Origin of the sequence: Halomonas sp. NyZ770, from assembly GCF_020616575.1 — a bacterium.
Lineage (GTDB): Bacteria > Pseudomonadota > Gammaproteobacteria > Pseudomonadales > Halomonadaceae > Vreelandella > Vreelandella hamiltonii.
This window is the reverse complement of sequence record NZ_CP085143.1, coordinates 1521281-1539603: the sequence shown is the minus strand read 5'-3', so window position 1 is coordinate 1539603 and position 18323 is coordinate 1521281. Positions and strand designations below refer to the sequence as shown.

At 61.8% G+C, this 18323-nt stretch carries 18 protein-coding genes; 11 read left to right on the top strand and 7 right to left on the bottom strand.

Features of this window, described 5'->3' with window-relative positions; all coding sequences use genetic code 11:
- Positions 1 to 27 precede the first annotated feature (27 nt).
- The 3 genes from mlaD to LG409_RS06995 are packed head-to-tail and all read right to left on the bottom strand — an operon-like array spanning position 28 to position 2131.
- A complete protein-coding gene (gene mlaD, locus LG409_RS07005; RefSeq protein WP_016913488.1) occupies positions 28 to 492 on the bottom strand; it encodes an outer membrane lipid asymmetry maintenance protein MlaD in 465 nt (154 codons plus the stop codon).
- Positions 493 to 505: 13 nt separating this feature from the next.
- Positions 506 to 1309, bottom strand: a complete 804-nt coding sequence (gene mlaE, locus LG409_RS07000) for a lipid asymmetry maintenance ABC transporter permease subunit MlaE (RefSeq protein WP_039177449.1) — start codon at positions 1307 to 1309, stop codon at positions 506 to 508.
- Positions 1310 to 2131, bottom strand: a complete 822-nt coding sequence (locus LG409_RS06995; RefSeq protein ID WP_040460708.1) for an ABC transporter ATP-binding protein — start codon at positions 2129 to 2131, stop codon at positions 1310 to 1312.
- Positions 2132 to 2362: 231 nt separating this feature from the next.
- Between LG409_RS06995 and LG409_RS06990 the strand changes: the two genes are divergently transcribed.
- From LG409_RS06990 to LG409_RS06945, 10 genes are all read left to right on the top strand, one after another.
- Positions 2363 to 3349 carry a KpsF/GutQ family sugar-phosphate isomerase gene (locus LG409_RS06990; RefSeq protein ID WP_039177452.1) on the top strand — a complete coding sequence of 329 codons (987 nt, stop codon included), beginning with the start codon at positions 2363 to 2365 and terminating at the stop codon, positions 3347 to 3349.
- 34 nt (positions 3350 to 3383) lie between these two features.
- Positions 3384 to 3926 (top strand): KdsC family phosphatase, encoded by a 543-nt coding sequence (locus tag LG409_RS06985; RefSeq protein WP_039177455.1) that lies wholly within the window; start codon positions 3384 to 3386, stop codon positions 3924 to 3926.
- On the top strand, positions 3927 to 4511 hold the full coding sequence (gene lptC / locus LG409_RS06980; RefSeq protein ID WP_227407918.1) for an LPS export ABC transporter periplasmic protein LptC: 585 nt from the start codon (positions 3927 to 3929) through the stop codon (positions 4509 to 4511). It begins immediately after the preceding gene.
- Positions 4508 to 5011 (top strand): lipopolysaccharide transport periplasmic protein LptA, encoded by a 504-nt coding sequence (lptA, locus tag LG409_RS06975; protein ID WP_039177461.1) that lies wholly within the window; start codon positions 4508 to 4510, stop codon positions 5009 to 5011. The genes lptC and lptA overlap by 4 nt, the downstream gene beginning before the upstream one ends.
- Positions 5012 to 5032: 21 nt before the next feature.
- The gene (gene lptB, locus LG409_RS06970; protein ID WP_039177787.1) at positions 5033 to 5779 is read left to right on the top strand and encodes an LPS export ABC transporter ATP-binding protein; all 747 of its coding nucleotides are present in this window, start codon (positions 5033 to 5035) and stop codon (positions 5777 to 5779) included.
- A gap of 105 nt (positions 5780 to 5884) precedes the next feature.
- A complete protein-coding gene (locus LG409_RS06965; protein ID WP_081137013.1) occupies positions 5885 to 7300 on the top strand; it encodes an RNA polymerase factor sigma-54 in 1416 nt (471 codons plus the stop codon).
- Positions 7301 to 7397: 97 nt separating this feature from the next.
- The gene (hpf, locus tag LG409_RS06960; RefSeq protein WP_027335376.1) at positions 7398 to 7706 is read left to right on the top strand and encodes a ribosome hibernation-promoting factor, HPF/YfiA family; all 309 of its coding nucleotides are present in this window, start codon (positions 7398 to 7400) and stop codon (positions 7704 to 7706) included.
- A 4-nt stretch (positions 7707 to 7710) separates the two neighbouring features.
- Positions 7711 to 8178, top strand: coding sequence for a PTS IIA-like nitrogen regulatory protein PtsN (gene ptsN, locus LG409_RS06955; protein ID WP_039177474.1), 468 nt, complete (start codon positions 7711 to 7713; stop codon positions 8176 to 8178).
- A 69-nt stretch (positions 8179 to 8247) separates the two neighbouring features.
- The gene (rapZ, locus tag LG409_RS06950) at positions 8248 to 9180 is read left to right on the top strand and encodes an RNase adapter RapZ (protein WP_227407917.1); all 933 of its coding nucleotides are present in this window, start codon (positions 8248 to 8250) and stop codon (positions 9178 to 9180) included.
- Between the two features lie 25 nt (positions 9181 to 9205).
- Positions 9206 to 9475 (top strand): HPr family phosphocarrier protein, encoded by a 270-nt coding sequence (locus tag LG409_RS06945; protein WP_039177479.1) that lies wholly within the window; start codon positions 9206 to 9208, stop codon positions 9473 to 9475.
- A gap of 6 nt (positions 9476 to 9481) precedes the next feature.
- On the opposite strand, the gene pmbA is transcribed toward LG409_RS06945, so the two are convergent.
- Positions 9482 to 10822: a metalloprotease PmbA gene (gene pmbA, locus LG409_RS06940; RefSeq protein ID WP_227407916.1), complete on the bottom strand. Its 1341-nt coding sequence runs from the start codon at positions 10820 to 10822 to the stop codon at positions 9482 to 9484.
- 96 nt (positions 10823 to 10918) lie between these two features.
- Here pmbA and yjgA point away from each other — a divergent pair, with 96 nt between their 5' ends.
- Positions 10919 to 11440, top strand: a complete 522-nt coding sequence (gene yjgA, locus LG409_RS06935; RefSeq protein WP_016913474.1) for a ribosome biogenesis factor YjgA — start codon at positions 10919 to 10921, stop codon at positions 11438 to 11440.
- A gap of 35 nt (positions 11441 to 11475) precedes the next feature.
- Here the strand turns inward: yjgA and tldD are convergent, their stop codons facing one another.
- From tldD to rng, 3 genes are read right to left on the bottom strand one after another with little or no spacing between them, the layout of a single operon-like run.
- Positions 11476 to 12930, bottom strand: coding sequence for a metalloprotease TldD (tldD, locus tag LG409_RS06930; protein ID WP_039177484.1), 1455 nt, complete (start codon positions 12928 to 12930; stop codon positions 11476 to 11478).
- Positions 12927 to 16793 carry a YhdP family phospholipid transporter gene (locus LG409_RS06925; protein WP_227407915.1) on the bottom strand — a complete coding sequence of 1289 codons (3867 nt, stop codon included), beginning with the start codon at positions 16791 to 16793 and terminating at the stop codon, positions 12927 to 12929. The genes tldD and LG409_RS06925 overlap by 4 nt, the downstream gene beginning before the upstream one ends.
- Entirely contained in the window at positions 16793 to 18256 is a 1464-nt protein-coding gene (rng, locus tag LG409_RS06920; RefSeq protein WP_039177490.1) for a ribonuclease G, read from the bottom strand. The genes LG409_RS06925 and rng overlap by 1 nt, the downstream gene beginning before the upstream one ends.
- Positions 18257 to 18323 lie beyond the last annotated feature (67 nt).

Sequence of the window (18323 nt, the reverse complement as noted above, 5' to 3'; positions counted from 1 at the left end):
GTAATCACGCACCATCACCATGGATGCTTAGTTGCTGACCATATTGGACACGAACTGCTGAATAAGTTCTTCCAGCACCAGGGCCGATTGCGTGTCGCGAATCGTGTCACCGTCTTGTAGCACCTCAGGGGCACCGCCCACACTCAAACCAATGTACTGCTCACCCAGCAGCCCAGCCGTCAGAATGGCCGCCGTGGTATCCTGCGAAAGCTGGCCTTCCAAGTCACTGTTCAGGCTCAGCACCACGCGTGCGTCGTACCACTCCCGGTCCAGCTCGATGGCCTCGACACGTCCAACGGTCACGCCCGCCATGGTGACACGGGCACGCGGCTTGAGGCCGCCGATATTGGAGAAGTTGGCCTCCAGGCGGAACGTGTCAGACGCGCCCGAAAGCGTCAAACCGCTGACTCTCAGCCCCAGAAAGACCAGGCCGATGATCCCCGCCAACATGAATAGACCAACGCCAAACTCCATGGTTTTACTGCGCTTCATGACACCACCCCAGCTATTGAAGGCCGCCGAACATGACGGCGGTTAAAACGAAATCCAGCCCCAGCACCGCCAGCGATGAGTACACCACCGTACGGGTGGTCGCCCGAGAAATGCCTTCGGACGTGGGAATCAGATCATACCCTTGGAAAACGGCGATCCAGGTCACCACCAGGGCAAACACCAGACTCTTGATCATGCCGTTACCGACATCATTGATGAACGAGACGCTGGACTGCATGTTGCTCCAGTAAGAGCCTTCGAAAACGCCCAGCCACTCGACGCCGACCAGATAGCCGCCCCAGATACCGACCACACTGAACCCCACCGTGAGGATCGGCAGCGCCACGAATCCGGCCCAAAGCCTCGGGGCCACTACGCGACGCAGCGGGTCGACGCCAATCATTTCCATGCTGGTCAACTGTTCGGTGGCCTTCATCAAACCAATCTCGGCGGTCAACGCCGAGCCGGCCCGCCCTGCAAAAAGCAGCGCTGCCACCACCGGGGCCAGCTCTCGCAGCAACGACAGCGCCACCATCTGCCCCAATGCCTGCTCGGCACCAAAATCCACCAGAATGGTGTAGCCCTGAAGCGCCAGCACCATGCCGATGAACAGTCCGGACACCAGCACGATGGCCAGAGAAAGCACGCCGACAAAATGCATTTGACGAAGCCACAGAGCCCACCCTTCACGGGAAGGCACCCCGACCGCCGACTGCGCGAGAAACACTGCCGCGCGCCCCAGCGCTTCCACCATCTCGCATCCCTTGCGCCCCAATCGCGTGATGGGCGCTACCCACTGTAAGAGTCTTGACTGCATTTACCCTGCCCCGCTTGCTGGATCGTGACCGAGAATGTCTCGGTAAAGGGTGTTGCCAGGATAGTGAAACGGCACAGGGCCGTCCGGCTCACCATGCATGAACTGACTGACTCTGGGGTCCTCGTTGACATCCAGCGACGCCGGCGTGCCATGCGCCACCACCTGGCCATCGGCGATCAGGTAGAGATAGTCGGCAATGCTCAGGGTTTCCTTGATGTCATGGGAAACCACCACGGAGGTCAGCGACATGGCCTGGTTCAAGCGCTTGATGAGCTGCACCAGTACGCCCATGGAAATGGGGTCCTGGCCCACGAACGGCTCATCGTAAAGAATCAGCTCCGGGTCCAGTGCCACGGCCCGCGCCAGCGCCACGCGGCGGGCCATGCCGCCCGAAAGCTCGGCAGGCGACAGGTGGCGCGCTCCGCGCAGGCCCACGGCCTGCAGCTTCATCAACACCAGGTCACGAATCATGGTATCGGGCAGGTCGGTATGCACGCGTAGTGGAAAAGCGACGTTCTCGAAGACATCCAGATCGGAAAACAGCGCGCCACTCTGAAACAGCATGCCCATTCGCTTGCGCAGCGCAAACAGCGCCTTGCGAGACAGCCGATGCACGTCCTGCCCATCGATCAGCACGCGCCCCCGATCAGGCACCAGTTGCCCGCCGATCAATTTCAACAGGGTGGTCTTGCCGGTTCCGCTGGGCCCCATGATGGCAGTGACTTTCCCACGCGGAATGCTCATGCTCACGCCACGAAAGATATCGTGGTCGCCGCGGGAAAAGTACACATCCTCCACCTGGATAAAGGGCATATCCGTCATGGGCATCACACCCCTCGTTCGCTCGCCGACGCGGGCATGTCGAGCCCGGATCGGCGGTTTAAAAAACAGTGTTTTCGAAATATTATCGAACATCGTATCCTAACGCCACCCACAGGAACAGCCACGCGCACCTTGCCTGCTGGCCACGGCCTGCCAGTGGTTTGGCTAAAAGCCGCCGCAAGATGTTATTCTTGAAGGCTATCAACCGTGATGACGAGAACGAGACCGACCATGCCCCAGCCTCCCACCCCACCCAGCTCACTGCGTGAAAGCGCACTGCGGACACTGCAGATAGAGCAAGCCGCGATTGGCGGCCTGCAAGCCAAGCTGGACGAGAGCTTCGACCGCGCCTGCCAGCTGATCCTGGCTTGCAAGGGTCGTGTGGTGGTGACCGGCATGGGCAAATCCGGCCATATCGCCGGAAAACTGGCGGCCACCCTGGCCAGTACCGGCACGCCCGCCTTCTTTGTTCATCCCGGAGAAGCCAGCCACGGCGACCTCGGCATGATTACCCGGGGCGATGTGGTGCTGGCCCTGTCGAACTCGGGTGAAACCGGCGAAGTCACGGCTCTGCTGCCGCTGCTCAAGCGCTTGGGAACTCCCTTGATCAGCATGACGGGGCGCCCTGATTCGACCCTGGCACGTCACGCCGAGGCCCACCTGGACAGCGGCGTCGAACGTGAAGCCTGCCCACTGGATCTGGCCCCCACCAGCTCGACGACGGCAGCGCTTGCGCTAGGTGACGCGCTGGCCGTCGCACTGCTGGAAGCACGCGGTTTCACGGCCGAAGATTTCGCGCTCTCGCATCCTGGCGGCAGCCTGGGCAAGCGACTGCTGCTGCGCGTGCGTGATCTGATGCACGATGGCTCTCGGCTTCCTCGGGTTGCACTGGGCAGCCCACTGCGCGATGCCCTGCTGGAAATCACCCGCCAGGGGCTCGGCTTTACCTGCGTCATCGATAGCCAGGGCAGGTTGGCCGGTGTCTATACCGATGGCGACCTGCGGCGCACGCTGGACCAGTTTCACGACCTGCGCGACGTCAAGGTGGACGACGTCATGACACGGCCAGGCAAACGCATCGGCCCCGACGTTCTGGCGGCCGAAGCCGTGCGTATAATGGAAGATAGTCGTATCACGGCGCTGGCCGTGGTCGATGAACAGCAGCGCCCGATTGGCGCTCTGCATATGCATGACCTGCTGGCAAGCGGCGTTATCTGACCCATGATCCAATGATGGATGATACGGAGGCTCTATGGCCCTACCTGACGCACTTTTAGATCGTATACGCCGTGTAAAACTGCTGGCCCTGGACGTGGACGGCGTGCTGACCGACGGCCGCCTGTACTTCCAGGCCGATGGCATCGAAATCAAGGCCTTTCACACCCAGGATGGCCACGGGCTGAAGCTGCTCAAACGGGTCGGCATTCACGTCGCGCTGATTACCGGCCGTGACTCTCCCATGGTCAGCCAGCGTGCCGCAGCGCTGGGCATCAGCCATGTCTACCAAGGCTGTGAAGACAAGCTCGCCACCCTGCGCGGGCTATGCCAACGGTTAGACATTACCCTGGAACAGGTTGCGTTCTGTGGCGACGACCTCCCGGACCTCGCGCCGATCAAGCGCTCCGGCGTCGGCATCACTGTGCCCAACGCCCCCGACTACATGCACACCCACGCCGACTGGATTACCGATCGCCTGGGCGGGCATGGCGCCGTGCGCGAAATCTGTGACACGCTGCTCACCAGCCAGGGGCACTGGGACGCCGTACTCGACACTTATCTGCACGGTTCCGTCTGAATGGGCATCAGGGTGAGAAAACGCGTCTGGCTGTCGGGCCTGGTCATCACCCTGGGTGGGCTGTTGGTGTGGCTGGATCCACGCGCCCCTCAACAGCGTGAAGTAGACCCCGAGGCCCAGGCCCAAGAGCCCGGGCACGTGCTGGAAAATGCCGAAATCACCCTGTTCGGTGAAGACGGCACGCTTCAGCAATCCTTGGTGGCACCGCGTCTGGTACATACCCCGCAGGCGGCCATGACCCACGTCACGTCACCACGCGCCACCCTGTTCGACAGCGAGCAGCGTGAATGGCTGGCCATTGCCGACACCGGCACCTTGAACATGGACTCCCAGGCGCTGACCCTGGCCGGATCCGCACGCCTGCTGGCGCCGGACGAAGGCTGGCAGCTGGATACCGACCTGCTGCACTATGATGGACTGGAGCGTCATGCCTGGAGCGACACCCCTGTGATACTGCAGCAGCCACCTCAACGCATCGAAGCCTCACGCATGGATGTCTGGCTGGACGACAGCCGTGTCAGTTTGATCGATAACGTGCGCGGCGTGCATCCGCCCGCCCCCCAATCTTCTCAGGAGTCGCCATGAACGCCCTGCTTCGTACGGCACTGTTCGCCCTTGCCGTTCCCATGGTGGTAGGCGTACTGCCTGCCGCCGCTCAACAACAGGCCCCCGTTGAAGTGGAAGCCGACCGCCTGGACCTGGACCAACGTGCGGGCACGGCGGTCTATACCGGCAACGTCGACATTCGCCAAGGTGAAATGCAGCTGCGCGGAGAGCGTGTCGAAATTCATCGCAACGAGGCGGGCGAGCTCTCCCGGGCCGTCGCCACGGGCGAGCGTGCCTACCTGCGCAACCAGCTGGAAGACCAGACGACGCCCATGGAAGGCTGGGCGCGGCGCATCGTCTACCATGTGTCCGAGCGGCGTGTAGAGCTGATCGACCAGGCCGAACTGACCCAGCAAGGGGATCGCTTCCAGGGTGGACGGCTCGAATACTTCATCGACCGCGGGGTGGTCCAAGCACGCTCCGATGTCAGCGGCAGCGCACCGCAACGCATCCGCATGACCTTACAGCCCGAGCAATAGAGAGAGCCCCTCGTGACAGCCATCAGCCCCGACACTGCAGCGGTCAAGACGCTCCATGCACAGCATCTGGCCAAGAGTTACAAGCGCCGCCGCGTGGTCAAGGATATCAACCTGGAAATTGCCCAAGGCAGTGTCGTTGGCCTGCTAGGCCCCAACGGCGCAGGCAAGACCACCTCGTTCTACATGATCGTCGGCCTGGTGAAGGCCGATGCTGGCAAAGTGGGCATCGACGATCTCGACCTGACCCGGGCGCCGATGCATGAACGTGCCCTGGCAGGCATCGGCTACCTGCCTCAGGAAGCATCGATCTTTCGCAAACTGTCGGTGGCCGACAATATCATGGCCATTCTGGAAACGCGTCGTGAGCTCGACCGCAGCAGCCGAGAAGCCAAGCTCGAATCTCTGCTGGAAGATTTTCACATCACCCACATTCGCGACAACCTGGGCATGAGCCTCTCGGGCGGCGAGCGGCGGCGGGTGGAGATCGCCCGCTCGCTGGCCACCGAACCTGCCTTCATTCTGCTGGATGAACCATTTGCCGGCGTCGACCCCATTTCCGTGGGCGATATCAAATCGATCATACGCGCCCTCAAGAAGCGTCATATTGGCGTCCTCATCACCGACCACAACGTGCGTGAAACTCTGGATATCTGCGATATTGCCTACATTGTTGGCGACGGACACATCATCGCCAGTGGAAACCCCCAGGAAATCCTCAATAACCAGAAGGTACGCGACGTCTATCTGGGCGCCGACTTCCGGCTTTAAACAATGGCCCACGAAGACATTTTATTTAGTGGCATGCTTATTGCACTTGCACCAAACGGAGACTCGCTCTAGGGTGGAGCTTTCTGATTAACGAGTGGTTCTCAGATGGTCATGAAAGCTTCTCTTCAACTGCGCATCGGCACACAGCTGACCATGACACCTCAGCTGCAGCAGGCCATTGCGCTGCTTCAGCTATCGACGCTGGACCTTCGTCAAGAAATTCAGCAGGCGCTGGATGCCAACCCCATGCTCGAGCAGGAAGATGAGTTTGGCGAACAGGCCGTCAGCGAGCCTCAGGAAGCCGAGTGGGCAGACAGCATCCCCAGCGAGCTTTCCGTAGACAGCGACTGGTCCGACACGTACCAGGACATGGGGAGCATGGGCGGCAGCAGCGAAGGCCCGGACTTCGAGCGTCAGGCGGCGGGGCAGAGCCTGCACGGTCACCTGCTTTGGCAATTGGCCATGACCGACTTCTCCTCCCGTGAACATGCCATCGCCGAAAGCCTCATCGATGCGCTGGATGCCAACGGCTACCTGACCCAGCCTCTCAACGACATTCGCGAGGGGCTCAAGGCACAAGGCCACGACGGCCTGAGCCAGCGCGAGGTCGAAAACACCCTGCTGCGCCTTCAGCAGTTCGAACCCACCGGAGTATTTGCCCGTGACCTGCGGGAGTGCTTGATGCTGCAGCTGGCCTCGCTGCCCGAAGACACCCCGCTGCTGATGCCTGCCAAACGCCTGGTACGCCAGTTTCTCGAAGCCCTTGGCAAGGACGACATGCGCTTGCTGAAGCGACGCCTGAGCCTCGACGACGAGCAGTTGGACGATGTCATCCGTTTAATCCGCAGCCTTGACCCCAGGCCTGGAAGCGCCTACGGCATCACCGACGACAGCTATGTCACGCCAGATCTGGTGGTACGCCACGATCACGAGGGCTGGCACCTGGAACTCAACCCGGAAGCGCTGCCTCGACTGCGTATTCAGCCCGACTACGCCAGCCTGATCAAACGCGCCGACAAGAGCCAGGACAACCAGTTTCTGAAAGAGCATCTCCAGGAGGCTCGCTGGCTGATCAAAAGCCTTTCGAGCCGCAACGACACCCTGCTGCGCGTGGGGCGCGAGATCATTGCTCGGCAGATCGGCTTTCTGGAGCATGGCGAAGAAGCCATGAAACCGCTGATTCTGGCCGATATCGCCGAAGCGGTGGAGATGCATGAATCGACCATCTCGCGGGTCACTACCCAGAAATACATTCATACCCCGCGCGGGGTGTTCGAGCTCAAGTACTTCTTCTCCAGCCAAGTCAGCGGCCAGGAAGGTGGCGACAGCCATTCCAGCACGGCCATTCGAGCACGCATCAAGAAACTGATTCAGGACGAGCCTCCGGGCAAGCCACTCTCCGACAGCCGTCTGGTCACCCTGCTGGAAGCGGGCGGCATTACCGTGGCCCGCCGCACCGTGGCCAAGTACCGTGAGTCGATGGGTATACCTTCGTCGAGTGAGCGCCGTCGTTTACGCTAGTTAAACGCTCTCGCCCAACAAACTCTCGACGAGGGCTTTGCAATGGCCCAAAAAGGGTTACAATCGAAGTACAGTCCGATGGATAAGGAGCACGTCAATGCAAGTAAACATCACTGGTCATCACGTTGAACTGACTGACGCCTTGCGTGACTACGTAAACGAAAAGCTGGAACGCGTTGAACGTCACTACGACAACATCACGACCGTCCAGGTCACCTTATCTGTTGAAAAGGAGCGCCAGCAAGCCGCCTGCACCCTGCACGCAGCAGGAGCCGACCTTCATGCCGAAGCGCTGGACAACGACATGTACGCAGCCATTGACGCCCTGGCGGACAAAATCGACCGTCAGCTCGTAAAACACAAGGAAAAAGCACAAGCCCGCGCCCAAGGCGCTGGCGTGCGTTAACCCGATGACGTTGGAAACCATTCTCCCCCCGGAGCGCGTGCTGTACGACGTGCCCGGGGGCAGCAAAAAAAGGGTGCTGGAGTTTTTCAGCACCTTTATCGCTCAAAACACGCCCAGCCTGGATAGCCAGGAAGTCTTCAGTCGATTGATTGGCCGTGAACGGCTGGGCAGTACCGGCATCGGCAATGGCGTGGCCATTCCCCACGCACGCAGTCCTCACTGCAGCACGCCCATTGCCGGTTTTCTCAAGCTGGCCGAACCCGTCGACTTCGATGCCATCGATGGTGACCCCGTCGATCTGGTGTTCGTGCTGCTGGTACCCGAAGAAGCCGATGATACGCATTTGGCGCTATTGGGTCAGGTCGCCACGATCATGAACGACGCAGCCACACGCCAGCAATTGCGCAATGTCAGCAGCCAGCGTGAACTGCTGACGCTGTTGACCGATAAGATTCGCGAGCAGGCTGCCTAGCGCAGCCTTTGCCGGGCAGCAAGGCCGTCGGTAACCCCCTATTCCTTCTCAAGCCAAGAGAGATGCGCTATGCAGCTGGTGATCATTAGCGGCCGTTCAGGGTCCGGTAAGTCCATCGCCCTACAGGCGCTGGAAGATCTTGGCTATTACGCCATCGACAACCTGCCTGCCATGCTGCTGGGCTCGCTGGTCGATGAACTGCGTCAACAGGGGGGGCGTACTCATTTGGCCGTCAGCATCGATGCGCGCAACTTGCCTACTGCACTGGAACAGTTGCCTGCTCTGCTGGAAGAACTACGCCAGCGTCAGATCCGTTTTCAGGTCATCTACCTGACCACGGACGCTCGCATTCTGCTGGAGCGCTACTCGGCCACCCGTCGGCGCCACCCGCTGACGCGCGATAGCGACATGACCCTGGAAGAGGCCATCAACAAGGAAGAAGAAACCCTGCTCGAGATTCGGGACCTGGCTGACCTGCTGATCGACACGTCGCGTCTTTCGGTACACGACCTACGCCGCCGCATCACCGATCAGGTTGCTCATCAGCGGCGTGACCAGTTGACCCTGACGTTCGAATCTTTCGGCTACAAACGGGGCGTACCCATGGATGCCGATATCGTGTTCGACGTGCGCTGCCTGCCCAACCCCTACTGGGACCCCAGCTTGCGGCAGTTCACCGGACGCGACGCCAACATCAAGGCCTTCTTGAGCGGCTACACCATCGTCGATGACATGCGTGACGATATTCATGCCTGGCTGGAGAAATGGCTACCTGCTTACCAAAGCAGTCAACGCAGCTATATGACCGTGGCCATTGGCTGTACCGGCGGACAGCATCGCTCTGTCTACATGGTCGAGCAACTGGCGCAATCGCTGGTCAAGCGCACTGGCGCTATTCAGCTCAGACACCGGGAATTGGGCTTGCAGTACACGCTGAGCGAATTACCCGCTACCGTCGATGCCGCTTCTTCCACCCCTCCCAGCGACACGACGTCGCCCTGATATCACTCGGCAAAAAGGAACCAGAGTGCCTGAAAGAACCTTAACGCTGACCAACCAACGCGGCCTTCATGCCCGCGCCGCCACCAAACTGGTCAAGTGCGGCCAGCAGTTTTCAGCCCGCATTCACGTGTACAAACAGCAGCAAAAGGCCGATGCGGCCAACATCATGTCGCTGCTGATGCTGGCGGCCCCCTGCGGTACGTCACTCACCATTACCGCAGAAGGTGAAGACGCCGACCAGGCCCTCGATGCCATCCAGGCCCTGTTCGACGCCCGCTTCGACGAGGATCAGTAACCCTCGTCAGCTGCCCGCCACCGTCATGGCGTCCACCAGCCAGCTGCCGGTATGAATGCTGCCACGCGTATCGGTATCATCGCCAATCCCCATCAGGCCAGCGAACATGGTGTTGAGATTGCTGGCAATGGTGAACTCTTCGATGGGGTACTGTACCTCGCCATTCTCCACCCAGAAACCGGCCGCACCGCGAGAGTAGTCACCCGTCACAGCATTGACCCCCTGCCCCATCAGCTCGGTGACCCAAATACCCCGCCCCATCTGCTGCAACAGCTCGTGACGCGGTGTCAGCGGGGCCAACAGACGCAGGTTACGCGCTCCGCCAGCGTTCCCCGTCGACTGCATACCCAGGCGACGCGCGCTGTAGGCAGACAGCATGTAGCTGGCGATCCTGCCCTGCTCGATGAAACGGTTATCTCGGGTCTGCACACCCTCGGCGTCGAAGGGCGAGCTGGCCGTGGCGCCGACTTCCATGGGGCGCTCCTCCAGCCCCATCCACTCCGGGAAAAGCGGGCTGCCCAGGCGATCACACAAGAACGATGCTTCACGATATAACGCCCCGCCCGCCAACGCGCCCATCAGGTGGCCTACCAGGCCTGCGGCCAGGGTTGGGTCGAACAGCACGGGAAACGTACCGGTGGGCGGCTTGCGCGCACCCAGCCGCCGCAGGGTGCGTGCGGCCGCTTCGCGCCCGACGTCCTCCGGGTCACGCAGCTGTACGGGATTGCGTGCCGACGTGTAGTCATAGTCGCGCTGCATACCCTTGTCATCCTGGGCGATCAGCATGCAGGACAGCGAATGGCTGCTGCCCTTTTGGGTACCTAGAAAGCCATGGCTATTGGCGTAGACCCGCACGCCCTCGCCACTGGACAACGAGGCACCTTCGGACTGGTGAATACCGTCCACGCTGCGCCCGGCCTGTTCACAGCGCAGCGCCAGCTCGATGGCCTGCTCGGTCGAGAGCGCCCACGGGTGGTGCACCTTGAGATCCGGCATCCGGGTCGCCATCAGCGCAGCGTCTGCCAACCCGGCAGCAGGGTCTTCGCCGGTATAGCGCGCAATTGCCAGGGCCTTTTCCACCGTGGCGCGCAGCGAGGCGCTGCTGGCATCCGTGGAGGAGGCGCTCCCCTTGCGCTGGCCAACGTAGACCGTAATGGCGATTCCCTGGTCACGGGAAAGCTCGACGGTCTCGACCTCGCCGAGCCGTACGCTGACGCCCACCCCCTGGTCGACACTGGCGCCTACTTCAGCGGCATCGGCGCCCAGCGTTTTCGCCAGGCCAAGGGCTTCTTCCGCCCGCTGGGCCAGTAGCGCCTGTTGCGCTGCTGCATCAAATGCCTGTGCCATGTGGTCTCCTTTTCGCCTCAATTGCATTGGCGAATCAATGTTATGGTCGCAGCCTGATATAATGCTGCCGACGAATCCAAATCAGTGAGTGTCTGTATGCCTAAGCAACGCCCCGAGCCCCTCGATATTGACGAGCAGGAAGAGCGTCCCAGTAAATCCCAGCTCAAGCGTGAAATGCATGCTCTTCAGGCGCTTGGCGAAACCTTGATTGCCATGAAACCCGCCGAACGAGCGCGTTTTCCGCTGTCTGACGACATGTTGCGGGCCATCGAGGAAACCTCGCGCATCCGCTCCCATGAAGGCCGCCGCCGCCACATGCAGTACGTGGGCAAGCTGATCCGCAAGGAGGATCTAGCCGCCATCCAGGGGGTATTCGATGCCATCGAGCAAGAGAAAGAGCAGCGCGACCATGCCTTTCACCGCCTGGAAAAGTGGCGTGATCGGCTGGTCGACGAGGGTGACGACGCCGTCGACCTGTTCCTTGCCGACTACCCCGATGCCGACCGCCAGACCCTGCGTCAGCTGGTGCGTAACGCCCGCAAGGAGCGTGAGCAAGGTAAACCGCCGACCAGCGCGCGCAAGCTGTTCAAGCACTTGCGCGATACGCTGGCGCTCTGACCCCCACACCAACGATGACGAGCTGCGCTGTCTGACTAGCCGGATTGCGTGCCACCGACGGTCAGCTCGTCCAGCTTGAGGGTGGGCTGCCCAACGCCTACCGGCACGCCCTGGCCCTCCTTGCCGCATACGCCAATCCCGGTATCCATGGCCAGGTCATGGCCAATCATGGACACTCGTCCCATCGCCTCAGGGCCATTGCCGATCAGCGTGGCGCCCTTGACTGGCGAGGTGATGCGGCCATCTTCGATCAGGTAGGCTTCGCTGGCTGAAAACACGAACTTGCCCGACGTGATATCTACCTGCCCGCCACCGAAGCTGACCGCGTAAAGGCCGCGCTTGACGCTCTTGATGATGTCTTCCGGCGCATCTTGCCCGGCCAGCATCACCGTGTTGGTCATACGCGGCATCGGCAGGTGGGCAAAGGACTCACGCCGCGCGTTCCCGGTTGGCGCCATGTTCATCAACCGCGCGTTCAGCTTGTCCTGCATGTAGCCGGTGAGGATGCCATCCTCGATCAGGGGGGTGTACTGGCCCGGCGTGCCCTCGTCATCGACGCTGAGCGCCCCGCGGCTATCCATGACCGTGGCATCGTCTACCACAGTGACGCCCTTGGCCGCCACGCGCTGGCCCATTCGCCCGGCGAAAGCCGAGCTTCCCTTGCGATTGAAGTCACCCTCCAGGCCGTGCCCGACCGCCTCGTGCAAGAGGATGCCGGGCCATCCAGCGCCAAGCACCACGGGCATCTGTCCAGCGGGTGCATCCACCGCTTCCAGGTTGACCAGCGCCTGACGCACGGCCTCCTGGGCATAGCGCTCGGCCACCCCCTCATCGCGCAGGCGAGCCATGGAGTAGCGCCCACCGCCACCGGCGCTACCGCGCTCCCGACGGCCATTCTTGGCCGCGATCACGCTGACATTGAAACGTACCAGCGGTCGCACGTCCGCCGCCAGGGTACCGTCGCTAGCGCGCACCAGCACGACTTCGTAGGTGCCGGACAGCGAGGCACTGACCTGGCTGATGCTGGGGTCGGCAGCGCGCGCGACGCGGTCGGCCTGCTTCAGCATGGCCACCTTCTCCTCGGCGCTCAGCCCTGCCAGCGGGTCGATACCTGCATAGCGCGCCGCTGCGCTTACCGGCACGACACGCTGGCCAGGCAACTGCTTGCCACTGCGCACGATGCCCGACGCGGTGCGTCCGGTATCCATCAGAGCATCGGCAGTAATCTGGTTGGAGTAGGCAAAGCCGGTTTTTTCACCGGCCAGCGCCCGCACACCGACCCCGCCATCGATGTTGTAACTCGCTTCCTTGACCTCACCGTCTTCCAGCACCCACCCCTCCTGCCAGGTGCGCTGAAAGTAAAGGTCAGCATAATCGATGCCTGCCCCCATGGCGTAGCCAAGGCCCGTATCCAGGGCTTCCAGATCGAGACCACCCGGCGTTAGCAAAATGGAAATTGCAGACTCTATATCGCTTGTGTGTGCGGTCATTGAGGGCCTTCTAAAGTAACCTGCGGCGAGGTCCAGGGACCTCGCACGCGATAATGAATGGTGGTGGCCTGGGCCAGTGCGTCACCAAAAAGCCGGTCGGCAATAAAGAGCGCCCCACCGACGATGGGAGCACCCACCGCGATTGCAGCGATAGGCAGACTTTGGCTCACTGGCAGTGTGACGCCAAGACGCTGATCGAGTTCGCGCTGCAAGAGATTAACATTTCCTGTCAGCGTAAAGGTCGTGGCAGGGGCATCAATTTGTAGGGGGCCACGCAGCAACAGCTGCCCTTGGGCCACGTCTGCCGTGCCATGCACCCGATCGAACGCCGTCCCTTGCCCGGTCACATCCGAAAAATCAAAGCGCAGTCTGCGCAGAATGTTATCGAAGTTGAGCAGCCCCACCAGCCGAGCAGGTGCCGAGTCGAGCATCACGAAGCGCCCGTCACGAATATCCGTGCTCAGCTCCCCACCTGCGCGGGCCAGCGCAAACTGCCAGGGCGCCCCCGCCCAGGCAAGCTCGGCGGCCACGTTGGTGGTGCGGCTGCGCATGGCAACGGGCTGCCCCAGACGCTCCAGGGCAGTGCCCAGATCTCCCCCCTGGATCGTCAGGTCAGCGCGCGTGCGGCTGGTCACCGGATTACCTTCCCAGTGCAGCTCGCCACGCGCCGAGAGCTGCCCCAACGTCAGCCCCACCGGCGCAATCGAGAGACGCTGATCGTTCGTTTGCCAATACGCCGTCAGAGGACCGTAAAGGCCATTGCCAACACTCAGTTCGGCCAGTCGCAATCGCCCATCGGGCACGGAGGCCAGCCATTCGGGGATAGGGGCTGGAGCCGCGTATTCGGTGGTGATCTCATCCAGCCAGGAGTCTGGTGCAGAGACGGCGTTGGCCTGCTCCTCACCGGGCAAGTCAAGCAGACGGTCAGCGGCCAGATAGCTCACCACCACATCCAGCGGACGAGCCTCGCGAGGCTGATAGCTCACTCGCCCCGACAGCAGCTCACCATTGATTTGCAGCTGCGCTCGGTCCGCCTCGGCACTGCCGGACGCCGTCATGGCGCCCAGACACTCGTCTCGATAACGTAAACAGGACGTCCTCAGCACGGCTTCGAGGGTCGGCAACTCCCCTGGCGTCGTCAGCCCATCCGCACCACTGTCGAAAAGCGGCGACACGGCCTGCTGCCAAGCCAGAGGGTCGATATGCTCCAGCGATGCATCTATTTTCCAGCCAGACTGCTGGGGCCAGTCTACCAGGGGTGCCACGCTACCCAGCGCGACCGCTCCCGCCAACCCCTCTGGCTCTCTGAGCGCCAGACGCATGGCCAGCAGATCGGCAATCCGTACTTCTCCTCTGGACCTGGAAACGTCGGCACGCACCCGCAACGGCCAAGGCTGCTCGGCACGTTTGTCGAACGGCTCGGGCAACTGGCTAGTCAGCCCGACCAGCTGGCTTTGCAGGGTCAAGGTGGGGCTGTTCCCCCAATCCACCACGCCTTCCCAGGTCGTTCGCCCACGCAGTACTTCGCGCGCCGTGTCCGGCATGTCCGCCAATGCCCAGAGCGCTACGCTGTCTACATCGCCGCTGAGCTGCACCCGCTGCTGATCTTCATCAAAGTCGGCCCGGATTCCCCCACCTTGCCAACGCCCCTGCAGGTTACCCAGCAGCGCACGCTGCTCGCCCGACTGCTGCCAGTTCACCTCGCCTTCGACCTGACGCAGTGACAAGGGTAGCGGTTGATAGCGCACGACCTCCAGAGAAGGCACCACGTTGATATCCAGCGACAGTCCTTCTGGATGCGCCAAAGGCACGACCGCCGCCAAGGAGCCTTCTACCACGCCTTCGGCACTGAGCTCGTCGAGCGGTAACCCGCCCGCCTCTGGCGTGGCCTTGAGAAAGCGCAGCAGCGAGGCGCCATCACTGTGCAAGTGTCCCGACAGACGCAGCACGTTGTCTTCATCCAACTGGACGGCCCCCTCGGATAGCTGGACACCCTGGCTATGTGCACTCGTCACTTGTGCCTTCAGCTCTCCACCTTGCCATATCAGGCGACCATCGACCTCTTCCAGCAGCGGCCAACCATCGGCAATCGGCAAGTACCCCTCGCGCACCAGCAGCGCCAGCGTGGCGGAAAATGGCGGTGCGCTACCGCGCTCTCCAAACGGCAGACTCATCTTGAGCGCCCCCTGCGGCACTCGGCCACCGATGTCTTTTTGCAACCATTCACGCAACTCCGGCCCCAACACACCCAGCGGCAACCATTGCCCTAACGGGCGCTCCACGGCATCGACATTCTCGAAGGCGAGGTCGAGACCAAACTGACCACGCTGCTGCCCCGTGATCAGGCCAAAGCCACCCTCGATGCGGGCGCCATCCCAATCGACTTTAAGCTCACGCCCGCTGATCATGGTACGTGGGCCATCGTAGACCCACTCCACCACGCCCTCGGCATGCCCCAGCTGCATGGGCGCTTCGAAGAGCTGCGGGAAGTAGAGTTCGCTGTTGCCCGCACTGCTGAAGGTCACCCGGCCACGCAGGTCACGCGCCTGCACCCAGGCATCCAGAGGGCCACCACCGGGTGCCTGCTGCCACGGGTCGACCGCAACGTTGGTCAGCGCGGCATCGACCCCCCAGCGCCCTTCACGCTGTCCTAGCCGCAGCCCCTGCACCTGCCCTCGGGGGGCCAGGGTTTGCAGCACCCGCGTCAGCGACTCGGGCAACAGGGCGTACTCGCGCCAGGCGGCCAGCGAGGCCAGTTCGAAGGCGCTGGTGCGCAGTTCCCAACGGCCGGGCTCGTGGGCCAGATACCAGTGGTAAGGTAGGGCAGGACCATCGCTGATGCCCTCTGGCTGTGCCCACTCGACGTTTTCTGCGTTGCCGCTCAGCCAGGCTTCACCGCCCTCCCCGTTGCGCTGCCACTGCCCGGAGGCCTGGATGTTGCGCAGCACGGCATACTCCACATCCCGGCGCAGGGTCAGCTCGGGCATATCGACCGCAAGTCGGGCATCCTCAAGGCGCCCTTCTCGCCAGCGTCCCCATAGCTGCACCTGACCGCCCGCCTGCTCCAGATACGGCATCTGCTCGGGTCGAAACAGCGCTGCCAGCACCACCAGATGATCCAGCTGCATATTCATCTGCAGCGCGGCCGAAAAATCACTCAAGCCACGCGCACCTGGCTGCATCTCGGCACCCATGGTGATGGCAGGCAGCGCCGCGGCTTCCTGGTCGGGGTCTTCCACGACATTCAGCTCGCCAGAGAGCCGCGTCCGACGCTCATCGCCATCCAGCACCAGCGACGGTGCATGCAACAGCACCGTCTGCTCACGCCCATGCAGCAGCACGCGGCTGTTGTCTACCCACAGACGCTGCCGGAGCAACAACCCTGCCCAGGCGTCGATCAACGCCAGATCGATATCCGGCTGCGGGGCCATGCCCAAGGGAAGCCTGGCGGGCGCCGGCCATCCCCAGGTGGTTCCAGGGGTTTGATAGAGGTGGAACTCGAGGCCCGCCATGCGGGCATCGCTGAAAATGGGTGCCCAATGGCGCAGGCTCGCCAAACCATCCAGGCGTAAATGCACGCGCTCGACGGCAGCCAGCGGGTCGCCTTGAGGGGTATCGATACGCAGGTCTTCGAGCAGGAAACGCAGATCATTGCGCGCCAACGAGAGCGATACTTGCCCGATACTCACCGGCGCACCGATTCTGGCTTCCAGCACGGCTTCGATACGTGGCGCGAGTGCATCGCTCTGGCTGAGGGCCACGCGCAGCGTCACCAGCAGTAACGCCAGCAGGCCCAGCAGTACTGCCAGCGTCACCAGTACGACGCGAAGCAAGAGGCGGAGTAAGGAGCTTGACGCAGCCATCACATGAGTACGATATCGTACTGCTCTTGGGAGTAGTGCTGCTCGACCTGAAAGCGAATGGTCTTGTTGATGAAGGTTTCCAGGTCAGCCACGGCCGCCGACTCTTCATCCAACAAACGATCCACCACCGGCTGAGAGGCCAGCACCATGTAGGTTTCTGCGCTGTAGGCACGCTCTTCACGCAGGATTTCGCGGAAGATTTCGTAGCAGATGGTTTCGGGGGTCTTCAAGGTACCGCGGCCGGCGCAGGTGGGACAGGCCTCGCACAGGGTTTGTTCGAGACTTTCCCGCGTACGCTTGCGGGTCAGCTGCACCAGCCCCAGCTCGGTTACCCCGGTACATTTGGTTTTTGCATGGTCACGCTCCAGCGCCTTTTCCAATACGCGAAGCACCTGACGCTGATGCTCGACATCCACCATGTCGATGAAGTCGATAATGATGATACCGCCCAGGTTGCGCAGCCGTAACTGACGGGCAATGGCCGTCGCGGCTTCCAGGTTGGTCTTGAAAATGGTCTCTTCTAGATTGCGATGACCGACGTACCCACCGGTGTTGACGTCGATGGTCGTCATGGCTTCGGTAGGATCGATGACCAGATACCCACCGGATTTGAGCTGCACCTTGCGCCCCAGGGCTTTCTGAATCTCGTCTTCGACGCTGTAGAGGTCAAAAATCGGTCGCTCGCCCGGGTAGTACTCGATACGGTCCACCGCGTCGGGCATGAACTCTTCGGCAAACTCGACCAGCTTGACGAAGTTTTCCCGGGAGTCGATGCGTACTTTTTCGATGTCATCGCGCATGACGTCACGCAGGGTGCGCATGAACAGTGGCAAGTCGTCGTAGATCACGCTAGGCGGGGAAGCGGTGATCTTGCGCTCGCTGACCTTGCGCCAGATACGCAGCAGAAAATACATGTCGCTGGCCAGCTCTTCATCGCCCACGCCTTCTGCCGCCGTGCGCACGATGAAGCCACCCGTCACGTCGATGGTCTGTTCTGCGATGCTCTTGTCCAGCAGCGCTTTCAGCCGCTCACGCTCGCGTTCGTCTTCGATGCGCTGGGAAACGCCATGGTGAGGCGAGTCCGGCATGTAGACCAGGTAACGCGAAGGAATCGAGAGATGGGTAGTCAGCCGCGCCCCTTTCGTGCCGATAGGGTCCTTGGTGACCTGCACGACCAGGGCCTGGCCTTCGTGCAGCAACTGCCCGATGGTCTGCTGCTCATCGCTGGGGGTGCCGGGCGGCATCACTTCATGGGCATGAATGAAAGCGGCGCGTTCAAGGCCAATATCGACAAAGGCAGCCTGCATGCCAGGCAGTACGCGAACCACTTTGCCTTTGTAGATATTACCCACGATCCCACGGCGACGAGAACGCTCGATGAGCGCCTCCTGCAACACGCCATTTTCCACCAGCGCGACGCGGGTCTCCATGGGCGTCAAATTGATAAGGACTTCACCGCTCATGCACAATTCCTTATTGAATATCCGGTTCCTTGCCAGCGCAGCGGTCGTCGCCAGGTGCCAGTGCGGG